Genomic DNA, 25,344 nt, shown 5'->3' on the forward strand with positions numbered 1-25,344 from the left:
TGATGGTTAAAATTATCAATTGGAATAGTGAAGCCTATTGGGCAGGAGTCCAATTAAGAAACGAATTGCTTAAGTCTAGTGCTGGTAAAGAATGGATCAAAGAGTTGCCTTTGAACGAAGAAAAAGATATTCATATGACAGCTATGATCGAAGGAAATGTTGTGGGAACATTAATTCTTTCAAAAAAGAGTAGAACAATAGGACAAATCAAACAAGTAGCTATTAATGAAGTGCATCAAGGCTTTGGTATTGGAAAAAAATTACTTGAATTTGCTGAAAAAGTAGCAGAACTTATGGGGTGCCAAATCATAATTCTAAACGGGCGTATGCAGGCTTGGGGTTTTTATGAACATTTTGGATATCAAAGTATAGGACAAGCCTATAATGACGGAAATGTCGTCTTAAAAACATTTGAGAAAAGAATCTACACTAATAAGAAAATCGAATCATTTAAATTTATTAGATATATAACGCTAAAGGAGATGGAAACAAATGGATGACAGTAGTCAGATGATCAAGGACCTTTGTAAAAAGAACCCTGTTTTTAAAGAAGATAAGTTTATTATTGTCTATTTGTTTCTAGGGCAGTTCAGAAACTTACTCCGATAAGCATACCTCTTTTTCCATTGGTCCGATTCTTAAAAGATTGAATATCTGATCATTGAGATAACTTAAATCGCTATGCGATCATCTATTATCTCATTGGTAAGAGTTTAGAAAGAAGGAAAAACAAATGGAAAAAAGAATAACATTAACTAAAGAAAAGAACCAATCTTATGAATATTTTGCAAGAAATTCAGCAGAAAATATCGTAACCTATTTCAATTCTTCAAAGCGAGGACTAACACATCAACAAGCAGTCTTATCGAGAGAAACGTTTGGGGAAAACATTATCTCACATGGTAAAAAAACGCCTCTGATTGTTCAAATAATCAAAGCTTATTTTACACCCTTCACAATTGTTTTACTCACGTTGGCAATCATCTCATTTATCACTGATTATGTGATTGCACCACCTGAAGATCGGGATCTCATCGGTGTCTTGATTATTTTAGCAATGGTTTTGATCAGTGGTACAATGACACTAATTCAATCGGTTAAATCAAATCAAGCGGCTGAAAAATTGAACAATTTGGTCAAGGTTACAGCCACTGTTGTTCGTAGAAAACAGACAGTAGAGCTTCCAATCGAAGAAATTGTTTGCGGTGATATCATAAAATTATCAGCAGGAGATATGATTCCAGCCGATATTCGTTTAACGAAAACGAAAGATTTATTCGTTTCACAATCAGCTATGACAGGGGAAAGTTACCCTGTAGAAAAAAGAGCAGACTATAAACTAAAAGCAGGCAGTTCAGAAACAGAATATGAAAATATTGTATTTATGGGCAGTAATGTAATTAGTGGTAGTGCTGAAGGCATAGTTGTTTCTGTGGGAGATGATACACTTTTTGGTAAAGTGGCGCAAGATGTTTCTGATAAAAATCCTCAAACGAATTTTGAATTAGGCATTAGTAAAACTTCGTGGTTATTGATTCGTTTTATGTTAGTCATGGCACCAGCTGTTTTTTTAATCAATGGTTTAACAAAAGGAGATTGGTTTGAAGCCTTTCTTTTCGGGTTATCAGTAGCAGTTGGACTAACACCTGAAATGTTGCCAATGATCGTGACAACCAATCTTGTCAAAGGGGCTTCAAGAATGGCCAAAAAAGGAACGATCATAAAAAATCTAAATGCTATTCAAAATTTTGGTGCAATCGATGTTTTGTGTACAGATAAAACAGGAACATTAACGCAAGATAAAATTATCTTAGAATATCATTTAGATTGTGATGGAAAAGAAGACAATCGCGTATTACGCCATGCTTTTTTTAATAGTTATTATCAAACTGGATTGAAAAATTTAATGGATGTCGCTATTATTGATGCAGCAAAAACTGAACTTTCAATCGATTCCTCTGAGTATCGAAAAGTAGATGAAATTCCTTTTGATTTTAAACGTCGTCGTATGAGTGTCGTGATTGAAGACAATACTGGAAAAACGCAAATGATCACAAAGGGTGCTGTTGAAGAAATGCTGGAAATTTCTAGCTATGTTGACTATCAAGGCGTAGTAACACCTTTAACAGAAGAGCTGAAAAAAGAGCTATTAAAAACAGTTGAAGAATTAAACGAGGACGGTTTACGTGTACTTGCTGTTTCCCAAAAAACAAATCCTGCAACAATCGATGAATTTTCTGTCTCAGATGAAAATGAAATGGTTTTGATCGGCTATCTTGCCTTTCTTGATCCACCCAAAGAGACGACTAAAGTTGCATTAGAAGCACTAAAAAATCACGGAGTAGGGGTCAAAGTCTTAACCGGTGATAATGCATTAGTAACAAAATCAGTGAGTAAGCAGGTTGGATTAGCCCATGAAGAGTTGATCTCTGGAAGCGAAATCGCACGAATGAATGATTCTGAACTAAAAATGATTGCAGAAAAATATAATATTTTTGTGAAATTAACCCCGCAACAAAAAACAAGAATCGTTCAAGTTCTAAGAGAGTCAGGTCATACTGTTGGGTTCATGGGAGATGGGATTAATGATGCACCAGCAATGAAAGAAGCAGATGTTGGCATCTCTGTTGATACGGCTGTTGATATTGCAAAAGAATCGGCAGATGTCATCTTGCTAGAAAAGGATTTGATGATCCTTGAACGTGGTTTATTAGCAGGGAGAACTACATTTGGAAACATCATGAAATATGTTAAAATGACAGCTAGTTCAAACTTTGGTAATATGTTTTCGGTGGTAGTTGCTAGTATCTTTTTACCATTTTTACCAATGCTACCGTTACAATTGCTGTTTTTGAATTTGATTTATGATATTTCTTGTATGTCGATTCCTTGGGATCACGTTGATGATGACTATTTAGAAAAACCCAAAAAATGGGATGCATCGAAAATCGGTTCCTTCATGAAATGGTTAGGACCAACTAGTTCAGTCTTTGACATTACGACTTACTTATTAATGTATTTCGTTATCTGTCCCCAATTAGTTGGCGGAAATTATCATGATTTAGCACCAGCCCAACAAGCAACCTTTATTGCCATTTTCCATGCAGGGTGGTTTGTTGAATCACTTTGGTCACAAACATTGGTGATTCATACCTTGCGTACACCTAAGATTCCATTTTTACAAAGTCGCGCATCATTTATTCTAACGACAATTACTTCATTAGGGATTGCGGTCGGGACAATTTTGCCCTTTACAGGCTTTGGAGAAAGTTTAGGCTTAACAGGATTGCCATTAAATTATTTCGCTTGGCTAGGTTTAACAATAGTAAGTTATTTGCTATTGGTTATGGTCGTAAAAAAAATCTATGTGAAGCGTTTTGGGGAATTATTATAGTAAGAACGATTTTATGAGTGAAGATTTTTGCTAAATAAATGCAGGGAGGAAATGGTTACTAAATTTTCCTCTCTGTTTTTATTTTGTTTATCTTGCGCTGTTTTTTTATAAAAAAGCTAGTATAATTGAATTAGTTTGAAAAAATTATAGCGTTGATTGATCGAGGGGTGAGAATAGATGAGTATTTTTGTTTTGGAAGATGATGTTATTCAGGCACAAGCGTTAAAGCGCATCATAACCGACATTTGTGAGGAAAAAAATGTTAGTTATGAGTTTATATTTGTTACCAAAAAAGGCGAACAAATCTTAGAACAGATCCCCAACTCAATATCGCCAAACATTTATTTTCTCGATATCGAGATCAAAAAGTCTGTATATAATGGATTTGAGGTTGCTAAGAAAATTCGTATGATTGATGATACAGGATTAATTGTTTTTATAACGACACATTCAGAATTTGCTCCGATATCCTATCAATATATGGTTTCTGCCTTGGCCTTTATAGAAAAAATGACTGAACCAGCAATTTTGAAAGAAGAAATCGAAAAATGTCTGATTAAATATCAGGAGTTGAATCAAAAACAAGTGATCGATGATTATTTGATCGTTAGTAACAGTCATGCAACAATAAAAGTACCTGTTTCAGATTTCTATTACGCAATGACGACAGATGCGCATCGCTTAGCCCTTTTCACCCAACAACGATCGCTGCGCTTTTATGGTGAACTGAAAGAAATCGAAACCAGCAAGAGTCAATTTATGCGTTGTCATCAATCTTATGTTGTTAATTTAGATAAAATTGGGGAAATAGATCATACTCAACGGGAATTGATTTTATCTAATGGAATGAAAATTCCAGTTTCAAGACGAATGTTGAAATCAGTGTGTGATCACTGGATAACAGGTTTGTAAAAAATCGAGAATGGTTGGTCAATGGTTATGGGGATAATAATAAGTACAAGTTTAGTAATAGGATTCGTTTATTTTATATTTTATTTAGAGTTGATCAATAGCAAAATAGCTTGGAGCAGACTGTTTATCTTGAATACTATTTTGACAATTGTAACAGGCTTTTTTAATAGTAGTGGATACAATATCTATTCAGTCGTTACTATTTTTTTACTATTGTTTTACTTAGGGGTAAGGCAAAAGCAACATAAACTATCTATCGTTGAAAATATATATTTTTCTGGGGTAACGGTCTTTTTGATTACTTTTTTACAAAGTGAATTGAATAAAATCTTTACGTGGTTATTAATCTATTCTCAATTTCCAACCTATTTTTCAAGTTTTATAGTCCTCCCATTGGTTGTTGCTTTGTTTATGTTTTGCTTAATCATGATACTCCGAAAGAAAATCAGCCGAGTATTTGCTTATTTGGTTGAAAGCCCAATGCTGTATTTAAGTATTGTTTGCATCCTGATTTGTAATTTTTTTCTTTTTATGGCATTCAATCCTGCATCATTTTTTTTCCAGCATTATTTTTGGCAGTTTGAGCCATTAGCCTATCCTTTGTTGTTTGTTGCGTTTGGATTGGCACTTTTTTTCTTTTATTATAGTTTTAAATTAACAAATAAGAAACTCTTAGCAAAGCAAAAAGAATCTGAATATTATGAGATGAAGCAATATACAGAGAAGTTGGAAATCTTACACGAAGAATTGGCGACTTTTCGTCACGATTATTCGAACGTGCTTCTTTCTCTAGAGGAAAGTATCCGTTCAAAAGATTTAGATTCGATTCAGCAGGTGTATTATGAAGTAATCAAACCAACTTCAAAGATTATTTCTAATAAAGAACTTGAATTGACTAAATTAACGAAAATAAAAATTGTTGAAATCAAAAGTGTGTTGAGTGTCAAAGTTATAGATGCTTGTCAAAAAAACTTGAATGTCACAGTGGATATACCAGAAGAAATAACAGAAATTTATATTGATCTGCTTGATTTTATCAGAAGTATTTCAATCGTAGTGGACAATGCTATCGAAGCCGCAGAAGCATCTGATGAGAGAGAATTGATCATTGCGTTTTTTGAAGTAGAAGACAATCAGATTTTTGTCGCAAAAAATAGTTGTCCAAAAAATATTCTGCCGATTGATCAAATGTTTCGCAAATCTAAATCCAGCAAAGAAAGTAAGTGGAATCAAAGAGGTTATGGACTATTTTCCTTAGAGCAAATAGTTAATCACTCGCCAAATTTAATGATAGAAACATGTATAGAGCACCCTTATTTGATTCAAACATTGAAACTCAATAAAAACCACTTGTGAACGAAAAAGAACCACTTGTGAACAGAACTATTACAGAATGCGCACCAAGATGTATACTTTTATTGAAGAAGTACATGAAAAGAGGTGAGTGAACTGTTTAGTGCTGTGATAGCGTTAAGTGTGGGTGGGATTCTTCCAATAGTTATCTTGAGCTATTGTTTAGTCAAACGTAGCTATGTAAAAGCGTTTCTTTTAGGTGTTTTGACATTCATAATTTTCCAATTAGTCCTTAGGCTTCCTTTATTACAATTTTTGTCAAAGAATAGTTTAGAATTCAATCTTTTTCAAACGATGCATCCAATTGTTTACCTTCTTTTTCTAGCTTTTACTGCTGGACTTTTTGAAGAAGTGGGTCGATATGTCATGATGAACTATTGTTTAAAAGCGTATGCTTCTTTTCAAACAGCTGTATTTTTTGGTCTAGGGCATGGCGGAATTGAAGCGTTTTTATTTTTAGGGATGAACGCTCTCATTTATTTAATAAGTCCAGTGCATCCAGAGATTGCAACTAGTGACTTTTTGTGGGGGAGTTTAGAAAGAATAATTGCAATAACTTTCCATGTAGAATTATCAATAATTGTAATGAAAAGTGTTGAAGAACAAAAGCTTCACTATCTTTGGTTTGCAATAGTTTTACACGGACTGATTGATTCAGTGATTGCGATTGCACAATATTCTGGGAGTCTATCACTCATCTTAACGGAAAGCCTTTTTGGCATCATTGTGATAGGCTTAGGTTTTTATGTTAGAAAATTAAAAAAAGAGTGGAGTGTCCTAAAATGAAAAAAGTCTTATCATCAGTAATCACGATCCTTATTGGAATGACGATCTTAACCGCTTGCGGAGAAAAAGTCGATCAAGAGACTTCAAATAAAATGACAGCTAAAGCTGAGGAAATTGTAACATTGATCAATGATGGGAATTATGATAAAGCTAGTGAATCCTTTTCTGATAAAATGCTAGAACAATTGAATAGAGCGGATTTTGAGAAAGCTATTGCACCAGTTCTTGAAAAATCAGGACCGTTTGAAACAATTGATAAAAGTACTGTTGAAAAGAAAGACAATTTTTATGTGGTTGTTTTAGTTGCCAAATATGAAAAAGAGAAAAGAGTCTTTACAATCTCGATCAATGAAAAAGAAAAAATAGAAGGTTTTTTTATTAAATAAAAAAGATCATATTAATAGATGAAGAAGGAGTAAAGCGTGTTAGACTTTATACCTTCTTCTTTTGTTTGAGCGATAATAATAGTTGTGAAAAAATGAATAAGTTGTATTATAAAATTAAGTAGAAACATTGATCAAAATTCAATGGTTTTTATTTGACCTTTATTGACCAATCGAGTATAATAAATTCATAAGGTCAAAATTAATCAGACTTTAGACTTTGAATAAATAGTACAAAAGACCTACTGTCTTTTTGATAAATTAGGGATACTATTTAGAGAGTGGAGATTGATAGATATTTTTTCCTGTCAAAGCTGGACAAGCTTGTTCCACTTTACATTATCTAGCTGCGCGGGCTAGCTCTTCGGAAAAAAGATAAAATATAAATGAGGCAAAAAGCACCTCAGTTATATTTTCCTATTTTTCTGTCAGAGCTGGATGAGCTCGCTGCGCTTTAACATTATCTAGCTGCACAAATCAGTTCCTATGAAAATAGACAAATTACCAGTGAAACAAAGAACGTTTCAATGTTAATTTCCTAATTTTCTACAGGATTAACCGATTTGTTCCGCTTTTAACGCTATCTAGCTTCGCAGGCTAGCTCCTCAGAAAAAAGATAAAAATAGAATGTGACAAAAAACGTCACAGTCGATTTTTCCTATTTTTCAGTCGGAGCTAAGTGAGCCTGTTCAGCTTTTAAATTTAGGAGGTAATTCTATGAACATCGAAAAAATGACAACGACATTACAAGAGGCTATTGCTGAGGCGCAACAGGTTGCGGTTACTCGTCATCATCAGGAAATCGATATTGCTCATTTATGGAAGATTTTTTTACAGCCAAATCATTTTGGTCGTAATTTTTATACAGATGCTGGCGTTGATGTAGAAGCTTTTGAACGTGAAATAGATCAAGCAATCGACGAATATCCAAGTATACAAGGCAGCAATGTTCAATATGGTCAAAGTATGAGTCAAAATCTGTTCAACTTATTAGCTGAAGCAGATAAGCTACGTGAATCATTTCAAGATGAATTTTTAGCAACAGAAATCGTGATTTTAGCATTGATGAAACTAAAAAATTATCGTTTGACTAAATATCTAACAAGTCAAGGAATCACTGAAAAAGAACTACACAAAAATATCGAAGACATGAGAGGGGGAGATCGTGTGACTTCTCAAAATCAAGAAGAACAATACAAAGCATTAGAAAAATATGGGGTAGATTTAGTCCAACAAGTGAAAAGCGGCAATCAAGATCCTATTATCGGTCGTGACGAAGAAATTCGTGATGTCGTTCGGATTCTTTCTCGTAAAACAAAAAATAACCCTGTTTTGATCGGTGAACCAGGTGTGGGTAAAACAGCAATCGTAGAAGGATTGGCACAACGAATCGTCCGTAAAGATGTGCCTGAAAATTTAAAAGACAAAACAATCTTTTCTTTAGATATGGGGGCATTGATCGCTGGCGCTAAATTCCGTGGTGAATTTGAAGAACGTCTAAAAGCAGTCTTAAAAGAAGTGAAGAAAAGTGAAGGACGCATTATCCTATTCATCGATGAAATTCATAATATTGTTGGTGCTGGTAAAACAGAGGGTAGTATGGACGCTGGTAATTTATTAAAACCAATGTTGGCTCGTGGAGAACTACATTTGATTGGTGCCACAACATTAGATGAATATCGTCAATACATGGAAAAAGATAAAGCATTAGAACGTCGTTTCCAAAAAGTTCTAGTAAAAGAACCAACTGTTGAAGACACAATTAGTATTTTACGTGGCTTAAAAGAACGTTTTGAAATCCATCATAGCGTAAATATCCACGATAATGCCTTAGTCGCAGCTGCAACTTTGTCAGATCGTTATATCACGGATCGCTTTTTACCAGATAAAGCCATTGATTTAGTTGATGAAGCGAGTGCAACGATCCGGGTTGAAATGAATTCTATGCCAACTGAACTCGACCAAGTAACACGTCGATTGATGCAATTAGAGATCGAAGAAGCAGCTTTGAAAAAAGAATCCGATGATGCTAGCAAAAAACGATTGAACGCATTGCAAGAAGAATTAGCAGATCTTCGTGAAGAAGCCAATGCGATGAAGATGCAATGGGAGACTGAAAAAGAAGAAGTCAATGCTGTCAGCAACAAGCGTGGCGAAATTGATAAAGCTAAACATGAACTTGAAGATGCCGAAAACAATTATGACTTAGAAAGAGCAGCTGTACTCCGCCATGGAACGATTCCTCAATTAGAAGAGGAACTAAAAGTACTTGAAGCTAAAAATGCGAAAGACAATGTACGCATGGTACAAGAAGCGGTGACTGAAAATGAAATTGCTCAAGTGGTTGGCCGTTTAACAGGTATTCCGGTAACAAAACTAGTTGAAGGCGAACGTGAAAAACTAATGAAATTAAATGAAACCCTTCATAAACGTGTTATTGGGCAAGATGAAGCAGTAGATGCTGTTAGCGATGCTGTGATTCGTTCACGTGCTGGTTTACAAGATCCGAATCGGCCATTAGGTTCCTTCTTATTCTTAGGACCAACAGGTGTTGGGAAAACAGAACTTGCTAAAGCTTTAGCAGAAGATCTGTTCGATTCGGAAGATCATATGGTTCGAATCGATATGAGTGAGTATATGGAAAAACACAGTGTATCTCGTTTAGTCGGAGCACCTCCAGGCTACATCGGTTACGAAGAAGGCGGTCAATTAACAGAAGCCGTTCGTCGAAACCCTTATACAATTGTTTTATTAGATGAAATCGAAAAAGCACATCCAGATGTGTTCAACATTTTACTCCAAGTATTAGATGATGGTCGCCTGACTGATTCTAAGGGACGGGTCGTTGATTTCAAGAATACTGTTTTGATTATGACAAGTAACATTGGCTCGCAACTATTACTTGAAGGTGTAACGTCAGAAGGGACAATACCAGAAGAAGTTGAAGAACAAGTAATGACGATTTTAAGAGGCAACTTTAAACCAGAATTTTTAAATAGAATCGATGATACAATCTTATTCACACCGCTAAGCTTAGAAAATGTCAAAGGCATTATCGGCAAAATGACAGCTCAATTAGCGAAACGTTTAGAGCATCAAGAAATTGAATTAGTCATTTCTGATGAGGCAAAAACCTGGATCGCAGAGAGTGGTTATGATCCAGCATATGGTGCACGCCCATTGAAACGGTTCATTACAAAAGAAGTTGAAACACCTTTAGCAAAAGAAATCGTTTCAGGACGAGTATTGCCAAAAACAAAAGTAACGATTAGTTTATTGAATGAACAATTGGTGTTTAAAAATGAACCGATAGAAGAATAAATTGGAAATTGAGGTAGCTTTTTGTAAAGCTATCTCAATTTTTTTAAAGTACAAAAAATTGATTTTAAAACCGATATTGTGTAGAATCTAACTATTATATCAACAATTTAAAAGAGGGATCCAGTGGATAAAAAAAGTAGAAGATTAGAAGAACAGCTGTGTTTTTCTTTACAAACAGCCTCAAAACAATTCAATAGAATGTATGCAAAGGCGTTGAAGCCATTTCATTTAACCTATCCCCAATATTTAGTATTGCTCGTTTTGTGGGAATACTCAGATCAAAGAATCTCGGATATTGGTGAAAAACTAGCGCTTGATACAGGAACATTGACGCCCATGCTGAAAAGAATGGAAAAAAATGGGTACATTCATCGCGATCGATTGCCAGAAGATGAGCGAATCGTGATCATTTCGCTTTCAGAAAAAGCGAGTCTATTAGAAATGGAGATTTATGATCAAGTAGAAGGGTGTTTAAATCAACTTGATTTTGATGAAAAAGATTATTTTTTATTGATTGAACAAATCAACTCTCTAAGTAAACAAATTGGTGAAATCAATCATTAGTATATGAACCAAAAGGCTTCAAAAAGAGTGGATTGTTCCAATGCCAACTTTTTGAAGTTTTTAGTAACTGTAATTTTTTTGAAGCAAACTATTGTACATCGTTATAAATGTTGTGTACAATTTAATTGTACGATGCGGTTATGATAATAGGAATTGGAGGAAAAAATCATGAAAAAAATCTATTCAACAACAATCATCAATACAGGCGGAAGAGAAGGGGAAGTTTTCTCACCAGACAAATCTTTTAGTTATCAAGTGACATCTCCTGGTCCACACCAAGAAAATAAAACAAATCCGGAACAATTATTTGCAGCAGCTTACAGTTCTTGCTTCAATAGTGCATTGGAACTTGTAATGGCACAAAAACAGATCACCTCTAAAAGTACTGTGAAGGCGACTGTCTCACTATTTAGTGATGAACAATCTGGGTTTCAAGTTGGCGTCGTGTTATCAGTAAAAATCGATGATGTTGATCGTGAAACAGCTGAAGAATTAGTCAAAGCGGCTCATGAAGTGTGTCCCTATTCAAAAGCAACTAGAGGTAATATTTCTGTTGAGTTAGAAGTAGAATAACTGTAAGGGCTGCTTTTTGACCACTCTTAAGTCGAATTTTAGGAGAGGTTGGGACAGGAGTGTTTAATCCCGAGAAATAAGCTGAAATTCACGGAAATTGCTCTTCAAATTTTTGTGAATTTCAGCTTATTTCCGAAACCTTCAAATCTTAGTGCTTTAGCACTTAGAATTTGATGTGATCGAAGCGAAGTGTAGAGATTGCTTCTGCTCCCACCGTTTATACGGATTACTTGGGGCTGAGATATAACTCGAAAAGTTATATCTCAGCCCCCTTTTTCACTTTATTTCTTCACTTTTCTGAAAGCATAAGCTTTAAAATACTCTGGCTTGTGACGTTGTGTAAAGCTATAAACGGTTAAAATCAATGCCCCAATCGTATTTGTGAATAAATCACCCATCGTATCCATCAACGCTTCTCGTCCGATGTAAGGTTGACCAGCTTCTGTCATATAACGTTGTAAATTCATATTTCCAAGTGAATCACAAAGAAACTCCCAAAACTCCCAAAAAACACCAGCTAGACCAGCAAAAGCAAAGCCCATAATAATAAATAACCAAGGACTGACTTTAGTAAAATCGGCATCACGAAGGCAATAACCAATGATAGCATACCCCACAGCTACTAGTAGAATCGGACTGACGGCGTGCAATATTTTATCCCAAAAGGGGACAATAATAATCAAACGTAAACCAGTCCCAAGAAAAACTGCGATCCAAATGAAAAACCAATAATAAAGACGGACCATTTTTGGGAAAACCAGTCCAGTAAATTTTGTAAACACAAAGGGTAAGAAAATTACCGCAATTCCGGCAATCATTTCAACAGTCAATAGCACATATTGTTCTGTTGGTTGCACTATAAAAGTTTTGACGATGTTGACGAGTAATGTAATAAAACCAAATGCTAATAAAAAATAAAAAGCACTTTTTTCTTGTTTATCCTCAAAGTCTAATTTCATATAAAAGCCTCCGCTATTTGTATTTTAAATCATGTCGTTCAATTATTTGGCTAATTGTTTTTTTATTAAGTCTAAGAAATCTTGCTCATTAGTTACAACGGAACCATTTAATTTTATTAAGCCGACTGTATATAAATTAAGATAATGAAATTGATTTTCAGCTATATCCCCTAAAGCTTGCAATTTTTTTTGATTGTCAGCACCTTGTTGGCGAGTATCTGTATATAGACCAATCATTGGAATGTTTTTGGCATATGCAACACCAATTTCAGAAGCAACGCCTGCATCGATCGTAAGCCCATCTAAAACGGCTATCAGTAGGTCACTTTCTAGTACTTTTTCAGTATCGGCTAGTGCAATCATCTTACTATCAGCATAAGCTGTCTTATCATTGATCGCACCATTTTCTTGTGGTAAGTAGACCTCAATTGAATCAGCTAAGTCACGAATTTTTTTAACCAAGTATTCGTTATAAAGTAAGTCTGCTTTTGCAAACATCGGTCCAGCAAAATAGATTTTCATGTTCAATTTCCTCCAGCAAAATTTTTTTCACATTATTGAGTTAATGAGACCAATCAAAAATAATCACTAAAGTAAGCTTCTTGATCGGGTAAAATCCGTTCCAAAGAATTCAAGGTTTCTTTATCTGTCACTAGGCGCTCGATACGATGCAAGTAAGAAGGTCTCCGATAATTCATCAATAAACAAGTCAAAGTTTGGATATCGATATGCACAGCTTGTCCTAGCGGTTCGTCTGTTATAGAAACCTGATCATCTTCATCCCATAATAAACTAAAGACACCGTTATTCCATTCCGCAATGGGATCATTCACTACAAAATGAAAAGGTTTTGCCGTACTGCTATAAGGGTAAGCCAATAACATTTCCTTTACATCAACGATCCTAGCCATGTAGTAGGGTTCAATCGTTTCTTTGATTTGACTGTCTTCTAATAAAAAGGCTAATGGTTCATTTTTGTAAATATCGCCTTCAACCCAATCGATCATTGAAAAATGAGCTGCAATGAAATTCCATAAACCTTTGCGTGCTTCCTGATTGATGGCAAACATTTCTTTGATGTGAAAAACATCTTCAGCGACCCAGTAAAAAAGGACGCCTAAGGGTTCTTGGTTTGCACCATAATAGACGGCGGCAGTTCGTTCATCTTCATTTTCAAAGCGCCAGTATTCTTCCCAGTTAAATTCGCTGCGAATCAAGGCACCATGATTTTGCCGGGCAAATTTTGCATAGACAGTAAAGACATCTTCATGACTGACACTTACACGTTCTACCATCCCTGGCATGTTAACTTGTCTTGGTAACTGCGTATCACGAATTCTGAAAGACAACTTATCAGACATGATTTCCCAGCCTTTTCGACGATAATAAGGAATATTATAAGGATACAAATAAGAAATCCATTGTTTATCTTCTCGCATATTTTTTAGTGCGAGATGAATCAAATCCTGCATCAAGCCATGATTGGCATATTCTGGATAAGTTCCAACACCGGTAATTCCGCCCATTTTGAAAAGTGAACCGTGAATATTGACCTCACAAGGATAAATTGCTATTTGAGAAATGAGTTGATTATCATAAAACCAACCAAAAACTTTTGACTGTTCTAAAATCGGCTGTTTTGATTTGATCAGTTCCTTTTTACTTTCATAGCCACTTTCTTCTAAATCAGCTTCAGTAAATTGAAAGACATAGCTTAACAATTCATTGAATTGATCAACATATTTTTCGTCGACAACTTTTAATTCTAAATTATCTTTGAACTCTTTTTGGTCCATTTTTCCATCTCCAATTAGTTTTTCTAAGACTAGTATATCAAAAAAAGTCGAATAAATAGAGTATTACTTACTAAAAAATGGTAAAGAGCGATTAAATGTTTGTCTATTATGGATTCATTTGCTTTGTTGTAAAATGATGAAAGAGATCATGAGATAATTAAAAGCCACATGGAAGCACAGGAAAGTTCTTTAATTCTAGTGGAAATCTTGCTATAATGGGTAGTGCTGATTGAAAATGATCTGAGCGATGAGCGAATAAATCATTGAATGAAATCACAAGCTCATACAGCTTTTCATAAAAGAAATGAGGACTATTAATGAATATAAATGAAATGAAGCAACGACAAGAGAAAATTCGTAATTTTTCCATTATTGCTCATATTGACCATGGAAAATCCACACTAGCTGATCGGATTTTACAAAAAACTGAAACTGTTTCGGATCGTGAAATGCAGGACCAATTACTCGATGCGATGGATTTAGAAAGAGAACGTGGGATTACAATCAAATTGAATGCTGTTGAATTAACGTACACAGCAAAAGATGGGGAAGATTATATCTTTCATTTGATTGACACTCCTGGACATGTGGATTTTACGTATGAAGTATCAAGAAGTTTAGCAGCTTGTGAAGGTGCGATTTTAGTCGTTGATGCAGCGCAAGGTATCGAAGCGCAAACGTTGGCAAATGTTTATTTAGCCTTGGATAATGATTTGGAAATTATTCCAGTGATCAATAAAATCGATTTACCTGCAGCAGATCCAGAGCGTGTTCGCACAGAAATCGAGGATGTAATCGGGATCGATGCCAGTGATGCAGTTTTAGCTAGTGCAAAAGCGGGGATTGGGATTGAGGATATTTTAGAACAAATCGTTGATTTGGTTCCAGCGCCGACAGGTGATCTTGAAGCACCTTTGAAAGCGTTGATTTTTGATTCTGTTTATGACAGCTATCGTGGGGTTATTTTGAATGTACGGATCATGGATGGCGTTGTCAAGCCTGGTGATAAGATCATGATGATGAATAATAACAAAACGTTTGAAGTAACAGATGTAGGGATCTTTTCACCAAAACCAATCAGTCGTGATTTTCTAATGGTTGGTGACGTGGGTTATATTACTGCCGCTATCAAAACAGTTCGCGATACGCAAGTTGGGGATACGGTTACTTTAGCCAATAATCCTGCAAAAGAGGCATTAGCTGGTTATCGTAAAATGAATCCAATGGTTTATTGCGGATTGTACCCAATCGACAATTCGCGTTATGTTGAATTGCGTGAAGCGTTAGAAAAGTTACAATTAAATGATGCTGCGTTGCAATTTGAAGCGGAGTCTTCTCAGGCCTTAGGCTTCGGGTATCGTTGCGGATTTTTAGGCTTGCTGCATATGGATGTTATTCAAGAACGGTTAGAACGAGAATTTAATCTTGATTTGATTACGACAGCACCGTCCGTAATTTATCATGTGACTAAAACAGACGGGACGAAAATCGTAGTAGATAATCCAGCTGAATTTCCGGATCAAAGCAGTGTTGATTTTGTAGAAGAACCATACGTTAAAGCAACGATCATGGTGCCTAATGAATATGTAGGTGCTGTAATGGAAATCTCACAACGCAAACGTGGTGAATTTGTGACGATGGATTATTTAGATGAATACCGAGTGAACGTTATTTACGATATGCCTTTATCAGAAATCGTATATGATTTCTTTGACCGTTTGAAATCTGGTACAAAAGGCTATGCTTCATTAGACTATGAGATGATTGGTTACCGCAAGAGTAATCTGTCTAAGATGGATATTCTGTTGAATTCAGAGAAAGTCGATGCATTGAGTTTTATTGTGCATAAAGATTTTGCTTTTGAACGTGGCAAAGTAATCGTTGAGAAGTTGAAAAAATTAATTCCACGCCAGCAATTTGAAGTGCCAGTTCAAGCTGCAATCGGTCAAAAAATCACTGCTCGCTCAACAATCAAAGCGTTGCGGAAAAATGTTTTGGCTAAATGTTATGGTGGAGATATTTCACGTAAACGTAAGTTGTTGGAAAAACAAAAAGATGGGAAAAAGCGTATGAAACAAGTTGGATCTGTGGAAGTTCCGCAAGAAGCGTTCATGGCAGTTCTGAAAATGGACGAGGACGAACCGAAGAAATAAAGATAATAATTCCGATAAAATTAAATAAAACGATCGAAAATAGTTGTTGTGATTTTCGGTCGTTTTATTTGTCTTTGATTACTTGATTAAAGTCTCTGGTTATTGATTTAAAGCGTTAAGAGTAGCGGTTAATTGCTGGAAATCATTTTTAAAAACGTACCCATTCATACCAGTATTTGAAGCACTCTCAATATTGGCAGGCATGTCATCAATAAAAAAACATTCTGATGGATTCAAGTTGAAATGGGAATAAAATGCTTGATATATTTCTTTTTCCGGTTTAAGCATTTTCCAGTCTGATGATAAGAACACTCCATCAAATTGATTAAAATTTGGAATTTTAGTTTTAAAATAATGAAAATCTGAAGACGCATTGGATAAAATATATAGGTTGAAATCCTCTTCTTTTAGAGCATGTATGATAGACTCCATTTCGTTAATAGGATGAATCTCTTTATACCAATTATCTAAAAGATCAAATGCTACTTCTTTTAGATGGGCAGGTACACGTTGAGAAACGTTAACCTTGAATGCTTCTTTTCTTATAGTACCTCTATCAAATTTAAGCCAGTCAACAGAATGAAATAGCTCATTGCACAATATTTCTTGATCATCTTCATCCGCTAGTTTTTTTTTTAGCATGTCCTTAGGCTTGTATGAAATCAAAACATTTCCCATATCAAAAACAATATTTTTAATCATCTGAAACTCTCCTTCGTTAAATAAAGTTACTGTTTAAAATAACTGATTTTTATCGTTCTGAATTGGTTGCTTCATTTAATCTTAATATAGTGAGTCGGTGAAATAAAGAATATTTAAAAAAATTAAGAAAATTTATGTAATGATCTCTACTCGGGTTCAAATTCCAAGGATAGCTATAGATGAGCGATTTAAATTCTCCCTATAGTTTTAAATTGGAGTCGTGAAACAATAGAACAAGTGCTTAGTATGCTGACGTGGGAATATGTCAACAGATTAAACATTATTTCTATGCAAGATAAAATTCTTTGCGATATTGATAAAAGAAAGTTAACGTTAGGTGGAGATGAGTACCATATTGAAATTGATGACACACAAAACCATAGAGCTTTCTTATTGACAACGATTGCGTTAGATCGTATTTATTACACAAAAAAATAGATTTTTGAAAAATATGTTTGCATGTATAGCTGTTATATAGTAGACTTAACAAGTCTGAAAAATCAATACCTTAACAAATAACTATCCTTATCCCATTTCAAATGAAATGGGATTTTCTATTGAGTGACGGATAAAAATGAGTTTTTTCTCATAATTGAAGAATTATGTAGACTTTCAGACAGTAAGGTCATATAATAGGAAATGTAGTATAATTGTAATTTAAATTAATAGGTCATTTCATTCGTAAGGGTGTTTTAATTCCTCTTTTTTTATCACAAAGGTATTGCAAAAATTAATCGTGCTAAAAGCACTAGGAGGAACACATTTATGAATACAGGTACAGTGAAATGGTTTAACGCAGACAAAGGTTTTGGTTTTATTACTCAAGATAACGGAACAGATTTATTCGCTCATTTTTCAGCAATCCAAGGTGACGGATTTAAATCTTTAGACGAAGGCCAAAGCGTATCATTTGATATTGAAGAAGGTCAACGTGGACCACAAGCAGTAAACATTGTAAAAAACTAATTTAAAATTTCAGAACGATTCAATTTAAATTGAATCGTTCTTTTTTTGCTTTTGAATAATTTTGTCTTCGAGTCTTATTGCTTGAACTTTCATTTATTTGAAGTTATTATGAATTCATACCAACAACAACCCTTTTTATTTTTTCATTTTACTCTTTAGAGTAAAACTCCTTTTCCCATCTTATTTTTAAGATGGGATTTTTTTGATTATTATTATATTTTAGAGAAAAACAACAAATGAAAAAATGGATTAATGATGTGGATTAGGCTAACTACTTTCTATTTCATTAGTAAGAAAAAAAAAGTACTTTTTTTATTTAAAAAAAATGTTAATTCATCGAGGGATATTAGTTGATATTTTTTTTAAAGGATAGTATTATAAATACATACCAACAACAACCCTTTTTATTTTTTCATTTTACTCTTTAGAGTAAAACTCCTTTTCCCACCTTCTTTTGAAGGTGGGATTTTTTTATTTATATATTTATAATAATTGGAAAAAGAAATAAAAAAACTCAAAAAGAAATGCGCTAGAAAATTTATCAATTGAGTGCATTTCTTTTTGGGATTTTATCTTTTTTATCCGATCATAACACTTTCATCTGGATATTTAAATTTCGCTTGTTGTTTTTGTCCTTTCGTTAATAGTGAGAAGCCAACAGTATAGATACCCACACGTCCGATGTACATTAATAACATGATAATCACTTTTCCAATACCAGTAAGTTCAGGTGTCAGCCCCATAGTCAAACCCACTGTACCAAAAGCTGAAAAGACTTCAAAGGCAACATATTCAATCCCAGAAGTTTCTGGGATGTGTTCGGTGATTGTTAAAAGCATGATTGAAAGTACACACAAAGTCAATGTGATAAAGAATAGTGTCAGTGCGCGAAATACGGTACTGTTTCGGATTGTTCGTCCTTGAAATTCTGCTCGTGTTCTACCTTTAAAAATAGAGACGATCTGAATGACCAATACAGCAAATGTTGTTGTTTTTAGACCACCAGCTGTCGAGCCGGATGTCCCGCCGACATACATCAAAAAGATTGTCGTAATCAATCCGGCGTTAGTCATCTGCATATAATCGATCGAATAATAACCAGCAGTTCTTGGGGTGACAGACATAAAAAAAGTATTGGCCAGTCGATCAAAAAAATTTGTTCCAGTTGTTAACTGACTGGCATTATGTTCAGTTAGGAAAAAGATGGCAAATGCTCCAAGCAACAATGATCCAGTCGTAATGAGTGCAATTTTCGTGTGTAAAGAGAATTTTCGTTTCTTTTTAAACTGCAATAGATCTTGCCAAACAATAAAACCAAGTCCGCCAGAAATAATCAAGAAACCAATCACGAATAAAACATAAGGCTTCGCTTGATAAGGCGTCAAGCTATCCCCTAATAAATCAAAACCAGCGTTGCAAAAGCTAGATATCGAATGGAAAAGTCCAAAAAACAACCCCTTTTTCCAGCCGAATTCTGGCACAAATTCAATTGCAAGTAGCGCAGCCCCGGCTAATTGAATGACAGTAGCTAATTTAACCACATACATCATCAAACGGAAGGCACCAGACATATCGTCTAAATTAAGAGCCTCGCGCAATAATATACGTGTACTCAGCGTAATCTTTTTACGCAGAATAAAATATAAAATGACGGGCATTGTCATAAAGCCTAAGCCGCCAATTTCAATCAAGATCATAATAAGTAGTTGTCCGTAAGCATTCCAATGCAAAGCTGTATTGAGAGTAGTTAGACCAGTTACACAAACAGCCGAAACAGCAGTAAATAAGGCGTCGATAAAAGGTGTTGATTGGCCGCTACGTGAAAATATCGGCAAAGATAGCAGCGTTCCGCCAACAAAAACTAACACAATAAACCCCAGAGCTATAATTTGAACCGCTGATAAACGTTTCTTTACTTTAATCACAATTTTATTTTTTTTCATCTTTTCCTCGGGAAAAATACTATGATCGTACAGTATTTTTTATTTTATTTGATAAATCCAAGTGTACCATTTTACGGAATATTTTCCAGTAATAAGAAAATTCTTTTTCTATTCTATAGCAATGAGGGGCAACAGAAAGTATTTTTTCAAAAGAAAACGCTTGTAAAAATTTGAATTATAAAGTATTATACAAACATAAAGTTAATTGTATATACAAGTTACTTGAGAGGAGCAAAGGAAATGGGTAAGTTTCAAGAAGATGCAAAAAAACTGTTAGAGAATGTAGGGGGCAAAGAAAACATCGCTGCTGTTTCACATTGTGCAACTCGAATGCGTTTTGTGTTAAATGATCCTAGTAAAGCAGATACTGTGGCGATTGAGAAAATTCCTTCGGTAAAAGGGACGTTTACAAATGCTGGACAATTTCAAGTGATCATCGGAAACGAGGTACCGCAATTTTATAATGAGTTTTCAACTATATCCGGACTTGAAGGCGTTTCCAAGGAACAAGGAAAAGCTGCGGCTAAACAAAATCTTAATCCGATTCAGCGAGCAATTTCTGTTTTAGCTGAAATTTTTACACCTTTGATTCCAGCATTAGTGATCGGTGGGCTGATTTTAGGCTTTCGTAATGTGTTGGAAGGGATTCCATTTAGCTTTTTAGATGGACAGAAAATAGTTGAGGTTTCACAATTTTGGAGTGGTGTCAATTCGTTTTTATGGCTGATTGGTGAAGCAATTTTTCAATTCTTGCCGGTTGGTATTACTTGGAGTATTACTAAAAAAATGGGAACAACGCAGATTTTGGGAATTGTCTTGGGGATTACATTAGTATCACCGCAATTATTAAATGCTTATGACGTAGCAAGTACAGCTGCTGCTGATATTCCGTTTTGGGACTTTGGATTTGCCCAAGTGAGTATGATCGGTTATCAAGCGCAAGTTATTCCAGCTATGCTAGCTGGATTTTTACTCGCTTATTTAGAACTATTTTTTAGAAAAGTTATTCCACAAGCAGTCTCTATGATTTTCGTACCGTTATTTGCTTTAGTTCCAACTGTTATGGCAGCTCATGTCATTTTAGGACCAATTGGTTGGGCCATCGGTAGTTGGATATCAGATATCGTAAATGCAGGTTTAACTTCGTCATTGAACTGGTTATTCGGTGCCGTATTTGGTTTCATGTATGCGCCATTAGTCATTACGGGGCTGCATCACATGACAAATGCGATCGATTTGCAATTGATTGCTGATTTTCAATCTACCAATTTATGGCCAATGATCGCACTATCAAATATTGCTCAAGGGTCTGCCGTATTGGCTGTTGTATTCATGCATAGAGGAAATAAAGAGGAAGAGCAAGTGTCGATTCCAGCGATGATTTCTTGCTACCTTGGTGTGACGGAACCTGCAATGTTTGGAATCAACTTAAAATATGTATACCCCTTTGTGGCTGGAATGATTGGTTCTGCTTGTGCCGGACTATTCGCTACTCTTTTGAATGTTAAAGCAATCAGTATCGGTGTTGGTGGGCTACCAGGAATTCTGTCAATCGTACCACAGTATTACCTAGCATTTTTTGGTGCCATGATAATTGCCGTTGTTGTTCCATTTATTTTAACGTATATTTTTAGAAGAAAAGGTATTTTTAATAAGCTTGATCCTGTGGATGAAGTGACAGGTAAATTATTTGTGAAAGAAAGTTAGTCAATGAAATAAAATTATTTTTATTTAAAAAGTAAGACGGTGTCTGACTGTCTTACTTTTTTTGTTATCTCTTTTTTCTTTTAAGAAAATAGTTGGCTTTTTTTCTTCTTTCAGGTAGACTAAATAGGGTTTAAGAAAAGGGAGAATGTCAGATGGATATTTATTTAAAAAGTGCTATTTTGCATATTATTGATCGTGAAACCGGAACTCCGGTATTTTCAGCAAAGGAATTAGATTTAACAACAGAGTATATTCGGGTCTATCTAACGAGTAAAATAACAAAATTATCAACTGCCCAAACAAAAACGGGTATTTTAGCTGAAGAAAGTATGTTTGTGGATAAGATGAGAGGAATTCCCAATGATTTTGTTCAAAAAAGTCAGCTATTAGCGCAACACTGGTATGATGTATACTCAGGCAGTGAAGATGCACCAAGTGCCGATGTTCTGTTTATTTTATACGAGTTGGATACTGTGATGCATTTAGCTATGATCAAATTGAACTATAAAGAAAGTTACACGCATTATGTGGATTATGAAGATGAAGCTGTCTTCAATAAATTGATCATTAATCGAGCGATTTTACCTTCAAAATCACAAAAACCAGATGAAGGTATGACGGTTAATCTAGATACTTTAGCATATGAGTTACTAGAAAAGCGTTATGAATTTTCTGGCGAAAAAATTTGGTATTTTTCAGAAAAAGTAATTGAATCACAACCAGCACCTTCTATAGAAGAAAACATGAAAGAAATAAAAAAAGCGGTAAAACGAATTGGAAAAAAATTTAATGAAGATGAGTTTGAACTAATTGCGTCCGTCAAAGAGGCTGTGTATGAAAGTATTGAAGAAACTGGCACAATTGATAATGAACAAATAGCTGAATTAGTGTTTAAAGAAAATATTTCAGCTCGGATGGCTTACCAAGATGAAGTCAATGAGTCAAAATTTGTTGATAAGACACCGCCAGTTCGAGAAGCAAGAGAGATTTCAGAGAAAAAATTTGGGAAGCAAAAATTAAAAATGAGTAATGGTATTGAGTTGATTGTTCCAATTGAGGTTTATCGTAATGGGGATTTGATTGAATTTGTAAATAACCCAGACGGAACAGTTTCGATCGTTTTGAAAAATATCGAAAAAATCAGTAATCAGTTATAGCTAAAAAGCACTTCATTCTTTGTGATGAAGTGCTTTCTTAATGATTCAATAGGGTTCAATCAGTTAGTTGCTCAAGTGCTTTTTTAGGGATTGTGTTTTCAGGCACTTCTTCCCAGCTTAGTACACCTTTTTTAGGATTGACTTTCAATTTTAAATAAGCATTTATTCGTAAGGGTTTCTCACGAATTTCTCTTAGTACTTGGACGTCTTTTTCACCTTGTTTATTAAACGCAATTTGAGTATAATCATATTCTGTATATTTCTCGCCATTGTCGAATTTCCCTGTTTTTATTTCATCAGGTGTTCCCACTCGAGTATAGTAGTCTTTACCACCGTAATAATAATTATAGCCAAACCCAACCGCAACTGACAAAAGTACGAATGGTAGGATGAAAAGTAGTATTTTTTTCATTATCGTCACCTCTTATTATGTAGTATGCCTTTTTTTTAATCAAGATGCCATAGAATTGGCTTATAATAATGTGACAATTTTGTTAGAGTGGCAATTGTGAGAGTTCATAAATTCGTCAAGGTATAGTTACACTTTTTTTAGAAACTCGTGATACAATAGAAGAAAGACAGGGGGAATGAGAATATGATGCCTTTTTATGCAATGTTTGATCCAACCTATATTCTAGTTATTGTTGGGTTACTGATCTCAATGGCTGCATCTGCTTATGTAAATAGTACATTTAAAAAATACGATAAAATCCAAAGTCGAAATAAAGTGACGGGTACAAAAGCGGCTCAATATATTTTGCAAAAAGAACGGATCAACGATGTTGGCGTTCAACAAATTAATGGTAATTTAACTGATAATTATAATTCTGGGAATAAGACTTTAAGTTTATCAGAAGCAACAGCCCAGTCAACTTCTGTTGCAGCAATTGGTGTTGCAGCCCATGAATGTGGACATGCGGTACAAGATCATACTGGCTATAGTCCGTTAAAAATACGTGCGGCGATTGTTCCTGTAGCTAATTTTGGTTCTTCGTTATCTTTTCCAATTATTTTAATTGGTGTCTTGTTTAGCTGGAATCAGACGTTGATCAATATTGGAATCTTCGCTTTTTCGTTGGCGTTACTTTTTCAATTAGTTACATTGCCGGTAGAATTTAATGCGTCAAGACGAGCGCTAAAGATTCTGTCAGATGGAAATATTTTGACAGAAGAAGAAGTACCGATGGCAAGGAAAGTTCTATTTGCCGCAGCTTTAACCTATGTAGCCGCGGCCTTAGCTACATTTTTACAACTGCTTCGTCTGATTATTTTATTTGGAGGAAACAATCGTAGGAACTAAATAGTAGACGATTTTGTTTTATTACCGCAATTTTTAAGAGTGTGTTATCATTATGATAGATAGTAAGAAGGAGCTGAAAAGAATGAAAACATCAACAAAAATTAGTATTGGCTTAGGCATTGCAGCAGTAGCAAGTGTTTCAGTTGCCGTGATCGCATCTGAGAAAATCGTCAAAAAAGTTTACCATGTATCGAATCGTTTCAAGGCAAAAAAATTCGTGAACGATAAATTTGGTGGAAATGAAAAATTGCTAGGAATTGTAGATGATTTATCTGATGATGAGCTTGATTCTATGATGAATATTTTAGGCAAAGTCAAAGACGGCAGAAAGAAAATCTCTTCTTACGGGGAATCATTAAAAGGCAATACTGAGAATTTAAAAGATCGCTTGGTTACCTTTGTAGAAGAAATGATGTAAAAAAGCAGAGAGTATATGGATATTAAGGACTGAGATATATCTCAGTCCTTTTGTGTTTTTATTTTGTGATTAATAAATAGCAAAATACAAGATCATCCATACGTTTTAAAGAAAGACCAGTTTGTTCATAAAATTTTTCCAAGCGATAGTGGAGGGTATTGCGATGCATATACAAATCTTTAGCAGTAGAACTAATATTTCCTTGGTTATGCCAAAGAGCAAGAATGATTTGTCGAATCTCACTAGTCAAAACCAGTTGGCTAGCAAAAGTTGTAATGATTTTGCTTTGGTTCATGGCCTCTTTAGTAAAATAATGTAGAGCCACATCGGGTAATGAGAATGCAGATTTTCCCCGAAGGTTTTGTGCTTCTTGTTTAAAAATATACTGCTCTTCTTGAAATAAATTTGGCAAATGTTCGTTAGCTTGGAAAAAATTTCCAACAAATGCAGTTGTGGATGAATCAAAGTCAGCATCCAAAGTTAAAAAGATACTTTGAATATCTTCTAGAGTGTAATGATTTTTATAGTATTTTTCAATTAAAGCGCCATCATTTTCGGTAGTAAAGAAAAAATCTTCAAAATTGGAAAAGATTTCTTGTATACTGTTTTCCCATTCTGACTGTAAAAAATCTTTGGGCTTTTTGATTTGGAATTGAATGATGCGGAATGTTCCGTCACTTTCTAGAGCTGTTTGATTAAATAAATAGTCATACCAAGGATGTTTTTTGTGATCAACAATTGATTCTTTTGAAGGGAAAATTGTTTCTAACAAACGAATTTCTGTTTCTTGTAATGCTTCTTTAGCAAGGATAAAATAGCTTCCAGCAATCGGTAGTGAAAGCCATTCGCTAGAAGCTTTTGTTTGCTGGATTCTTCCGGTAGGATATAATTCGATTAAATCTTCAATAGTCATAGACACACCTCACAACTTTATTGTACCATGAACAAGAGAAAAAG

23 protein-coding genes are annotated in these 25,344 nt (G+C 34.7%); 16 read left to right on the forward strand and 7 right to left on the reverse strand.

Features of this window, described 5'->3' with window-relative positions:
* Window positions 1–2: 2 nt before the first annotated feature.
* The 9 genes from IGJ50_RS06740 (at window position 3) to IGJ50_RS06780 (ending at window position 11,286) form a co-directional block, all read left to right on the forward strand.
* Window positions 3–500 (forward strand): GNAT family N-acetyltransferase, encoded by a 498-nt coding sequence (locus IGJ50_RS06740; protein ID WP_429950044.1) that lies wholly within the window; start codon window positions 3–5, stop codon window positions 498–500.
* 233 nt (window positions 501–733) lie between these two features.
* On the forward strand, window positions 734–3,394 hold the full coding sequence (gene mgtA, locus IGJ50_RS06745; protein ID WP_069639983.1) for a magnesium-translocating P-type ATPase: 2,661 nt from the start codon (window positions 734–736) through the stop codon (window positions 3,392–3,394).
* A 177-nt stretch (window positions 3,395–3,571) separates the two neighbouring features.
* Entirely contained in the window at window positions 3,572–4,306 is a 735-nt protein-coding gene (locus tag IGJ50_RS06750) for a LytR/AlgR family response regulator transcription factor (protein ID WP_069639984.1), read from the forward strand.
* A 129-nt stretch (window positions 4,307–4,435) separates the two neighbouring features.
* Window positions 4,436–5,662 (forward strand): GHKL domain-containing protein, encoded by a 1,227-nt coding sequence (locus IGJ50_RS06755; RefSeq protein ID WP_069639985.1) that lies wholly within the window; start codon window positions 4,436–4,438, stop codon window positions 5,660–5,662.
* An 84-nt stretch (window positions 5,663–5,746) separates the two neighbouring features.
* On the forward strand, window positions 5,747–6,445 hold the full coding sequence (locus IGJ50_RS06760; protein WP_069639986.1) for a YhfC family glutamic-type intramembrane protease: 699 nt from the start codon (window positions 5,747–5,749) through the stop codon (window positions 6,443–6,445).
* Window positions 6,442–6,831: a DUF3887 domain-containing protein gene (locus IGJ50_RS06765; protein WP_429949591.1), complete on the forward strand. Its 390-nt coding sequence runs from the start codon at window positions 6,442–6,444 to the stop codon at window positions 6,829–6,831. The genes IGJ50_RS06760 and IGJ50_RS06765 overlap by 4 nt, the downstream gene beginning before the upstream one ends.
* 714 nt (window positions 6,832–7,545) lie before the next feature.
* Complete coding sequence (gene clpB / locus IGJ50_RS06770; RefSeq protein ID WP_429949593.1) at window positions 7,546–10,149, forward strand: ATP-dependent chaperone ClpB; 2,604 nt, start codon at window positions 7,546–7,548, stop codon at window positions 10,147–10,149.
* Window positions 10,150–10,272: 123 nt separating this feature from the next.
* On the forward strand, window positions 10,273–10,713 hold the full coding sequence (locus IGJ50_RS06775; RefSeq protein ID WP_207120553.1) for a MarR family transcriptional regulator: 441 nt from the start codon (window positions 10,273–10,275) through the stop codon (window positions 10,711–10,713).
* 168 nt (window positions 10,714–10,881) lie between these two features.
* Window positions 10,882–11,286 carry an organic hydroperoxide resistance protein gene (locus tag IGJ50_RS06780; protein WP_069639990.1) on the forward strand — a complete coding sequence of 135 codons (405 nt, stop codon included), beginning with the start codon at window positions 10,882–10,884 and terminating at the stop codon, window positions 11,284–11,286.
* 281 nt (window positions 11,287–11,567) lie between these two features.
* Here IGJ50_RS06780 and IGJ50_RS06785 read toward each other — a convergent pair whose 3' ends face one another.
* The 3 genes from IGJ50_RS06785 to IGJ50_RS06795 are packed head-to-tail and all read right to left on the reverse strand — an operon-like array spanning window position 11,568 to window position 14,041.
* Window positions 11,568–12,245: a hypothetical protein gene (locus IGJ50_RS06785; RefSeq protein WP_069639991.1), complete on the reverse strand. Its 678-nt coding sequence runs from the start codon at window positions 12,243–12,245 to the stop codon at window positions 11,568–11,570.
* Between the two features lie 42 nt (window positions 12,246–12,287).
* Window positions 12,288–12,767 carry a nucleoside 2-deoxyribosyltransferase gene (locus tag IGJ50_RS06790; RefSeq protein ID WP_069639992.1) on the reverse strand — a complete coding sequence of 160 codons (480 nt, stop codon included), beginning with the start codon at window positions 12,765–12,767 and terminating at the stop codon, window positions 12,288–12,290.
* A gap of 53 nt (window positions 12,768–12,820) precedes the next feature.
* Complete coding sequence (locus IGJ50_RS06795; RefSeq protein WP_429949597.1) at window positions 12,821–14,041, reverse strand: GNAT family N-acetyltransferase; 1,221 nt, start codon at window positions 14,039–14,041, stop codon at window positions 12,821–12,823.
* Window positions 14,042–14,358: 317 nt separating this feature from the next.
* Between IGJ50_RS06795 and lepA the strand changes: the two genes are divergently transcribed.
* Window positions 14,359–16,194, forward strand: coding sequence for a translation elongation factor 4 (lepA, locus tag IGJ50_RS06800; protein WP_069639994.1), 1,836 nt, complete (start codon window positions 14,359–14,361; stop codon window positions 16,192–16,194).
* 99 nt (window positions 16,195–16,293) lie between these two features.
* Here the strand turns inward: lepA and IGJ50_RS06805 are convergent, their stop codons facing one another.
* The gene (locus tag IGJ50_RS06805) at window positions 16,294–16,896 is read right to left on the reverse strand and encodes an HAD family hydrolase (RefSeq protein ID WP_207120552.1); all 603 of its coding nucleotides are present in this window, start codon (window positions 16,894–16,896) and stop codon (window positions 16,294–16,296) included.
* 246 nt (window positions 16,897–17,142) lie between these two features.
* Between IGJ50_RS06805 and IGJ50_RS06810 the strand changes: the two genes are divergently transcribed.
* The gene (locus IGJ50_RS06810) at window positions 17,143–17,334 is read left to right on the forward strand and encodes a hypothetical protein (RefSeq protein WP_207120551.1); all 192 of its coding nucleotides are present in this window, start codon (window positions 17,143–17,145) and stop codon (window positions 17,332–17,334) included.
* Between the two features lie 327 nt (window positions 17,335–17,661).
* Complete coding sequence (locus IGJ50_RS06815; RefSeq protein ID WP_010761095.1) at window positions 17,662–17,862, forward strand: cold-shock protein; 201 nt, start codon at window positions 17,662–17,664, stop codon at window positions 17,860–17,862.
* A 578-nt stretch (window positions 17,863–18,440) separates the two neighbouring features.
* On the opposite strand, the gene IGJ50_RS06820 is transcribed toward IGJ50_RS06815, so the two are convergent.
* Window positions 18,441–19,805, reverse strand: a complete 1,365-nt coding sequence (locus IGJ50_RS06820) for a TrkH family potassium uptake protein (RefSeq protein ID WP_069640873.1) — start codon at window positions 19,803–19,805, stop codon at window positions 18,441–18,443.
* A gap of 240 nt (window positions 19,806–20,045) precedes the next feature.
* Between IGJ50_RS06820 and treP the strand changes: the two genes are divergently transcribed.
* On the forward strand, window positions 20,046–21,512 hold the full coding sequence (treP, locus tag IGJ50_RS06825) for a PTS system trehalose-specific EIIBC component (protein WP_069640872.1): 1,467 nt from the start codon (window positions 20,046–20,048) through the stop codon (window positions 21,510–21,512).
* A gap of 152 nt (window positions 21,513–21,664) precedes the next feature.
* Window positions 21,665–22,669: a nucleoid-associated protein gene (locus IGJ50_RS06830; RefSeq protein ID WP_429949601.1), complete on the forward strand. Its 1,005-nt coding sequence runs from the start codon at window positions 21,665–21,667 to the stop codon at window positions 22,667–22,669.
* Window positions 22,670–22,724: 55 nt separating this feature from the next.
* Here IGJ50_RS06830 and IGJ50_RS06835 read toward each other — a convergent pair whose 3' ends face one another.
* Window positions 22,725–23,081 carry a YxeA family protein gene (locus IGJ50_RS06835; RefSeq protein ID WP_069640870.1) on the reverse strand — a complete coding sequence of 119 codons (357 nt, stop codon included), beginning with the start codon at window positions 23,079–23,081 and terminating at the stop codon, window positions 22,725–22,727.
* 183 nt (window positions 23,082–23,264) lie between these two features.
* Here IGJ50_RS06835 and IGJ50_RS06840 point away from each other — a divergent pair, with 183 nt between their 5' ends.
* Window positions 23,265–23,969 (forward strand): zinc metallopeptidase, encoded by a 705-nt coding sequence (locus IGJ50_RS06840; protein WP_429949603.1) that lies wholly within the window; start codon window positions 23,265–23,267, stop codon window positions 23,967–23,969.
* Between the two features lie 82 nt (window positions 23,970–24,051).
* Window positions 24,052–24,387 (forward strand): hypothetical protein, encoded by a 336-nt coding sequence (locus tag IGJ50_RS06845; RefSeq protein ID WP_069640869.1) that lies wholly within the window; start codon window positions 24,052–24,054, stop codon window positions 24,385–24,387.
* A gap of 58 nt (window positions 24,388–24,445) precedes the next feature.
* Here the strand turns inward: IGJ50_RS06845 and IGJ50_RS06850 are convergent, their stop codons facing one another.
* Window positions 24,446–25,300 carry a helix-turn-helix domain-containing protein gene (locus IGJ50_RS06850; RefSeq protein ID WP_429949605.1) on the reverse strand — a complete coding sequence of 285 codons (855 nt, stop codon included), beginning with the start codon at window positions 25,298–25,300 and terminating at the stop codon, window positions 24,446–24,448.
* Window positions 25,301–25,344: the final 44 nt, after the last annotated feature.

Source organism: Enterococcus sp. AZ101, from assembly GCF_050499005.1.
GTDB lineage: Bacteria > Bacillota > Bacilli > Lactobacillales > Enterococcaceae > Enterococcus_L > Enterococcus_L ureilyticus.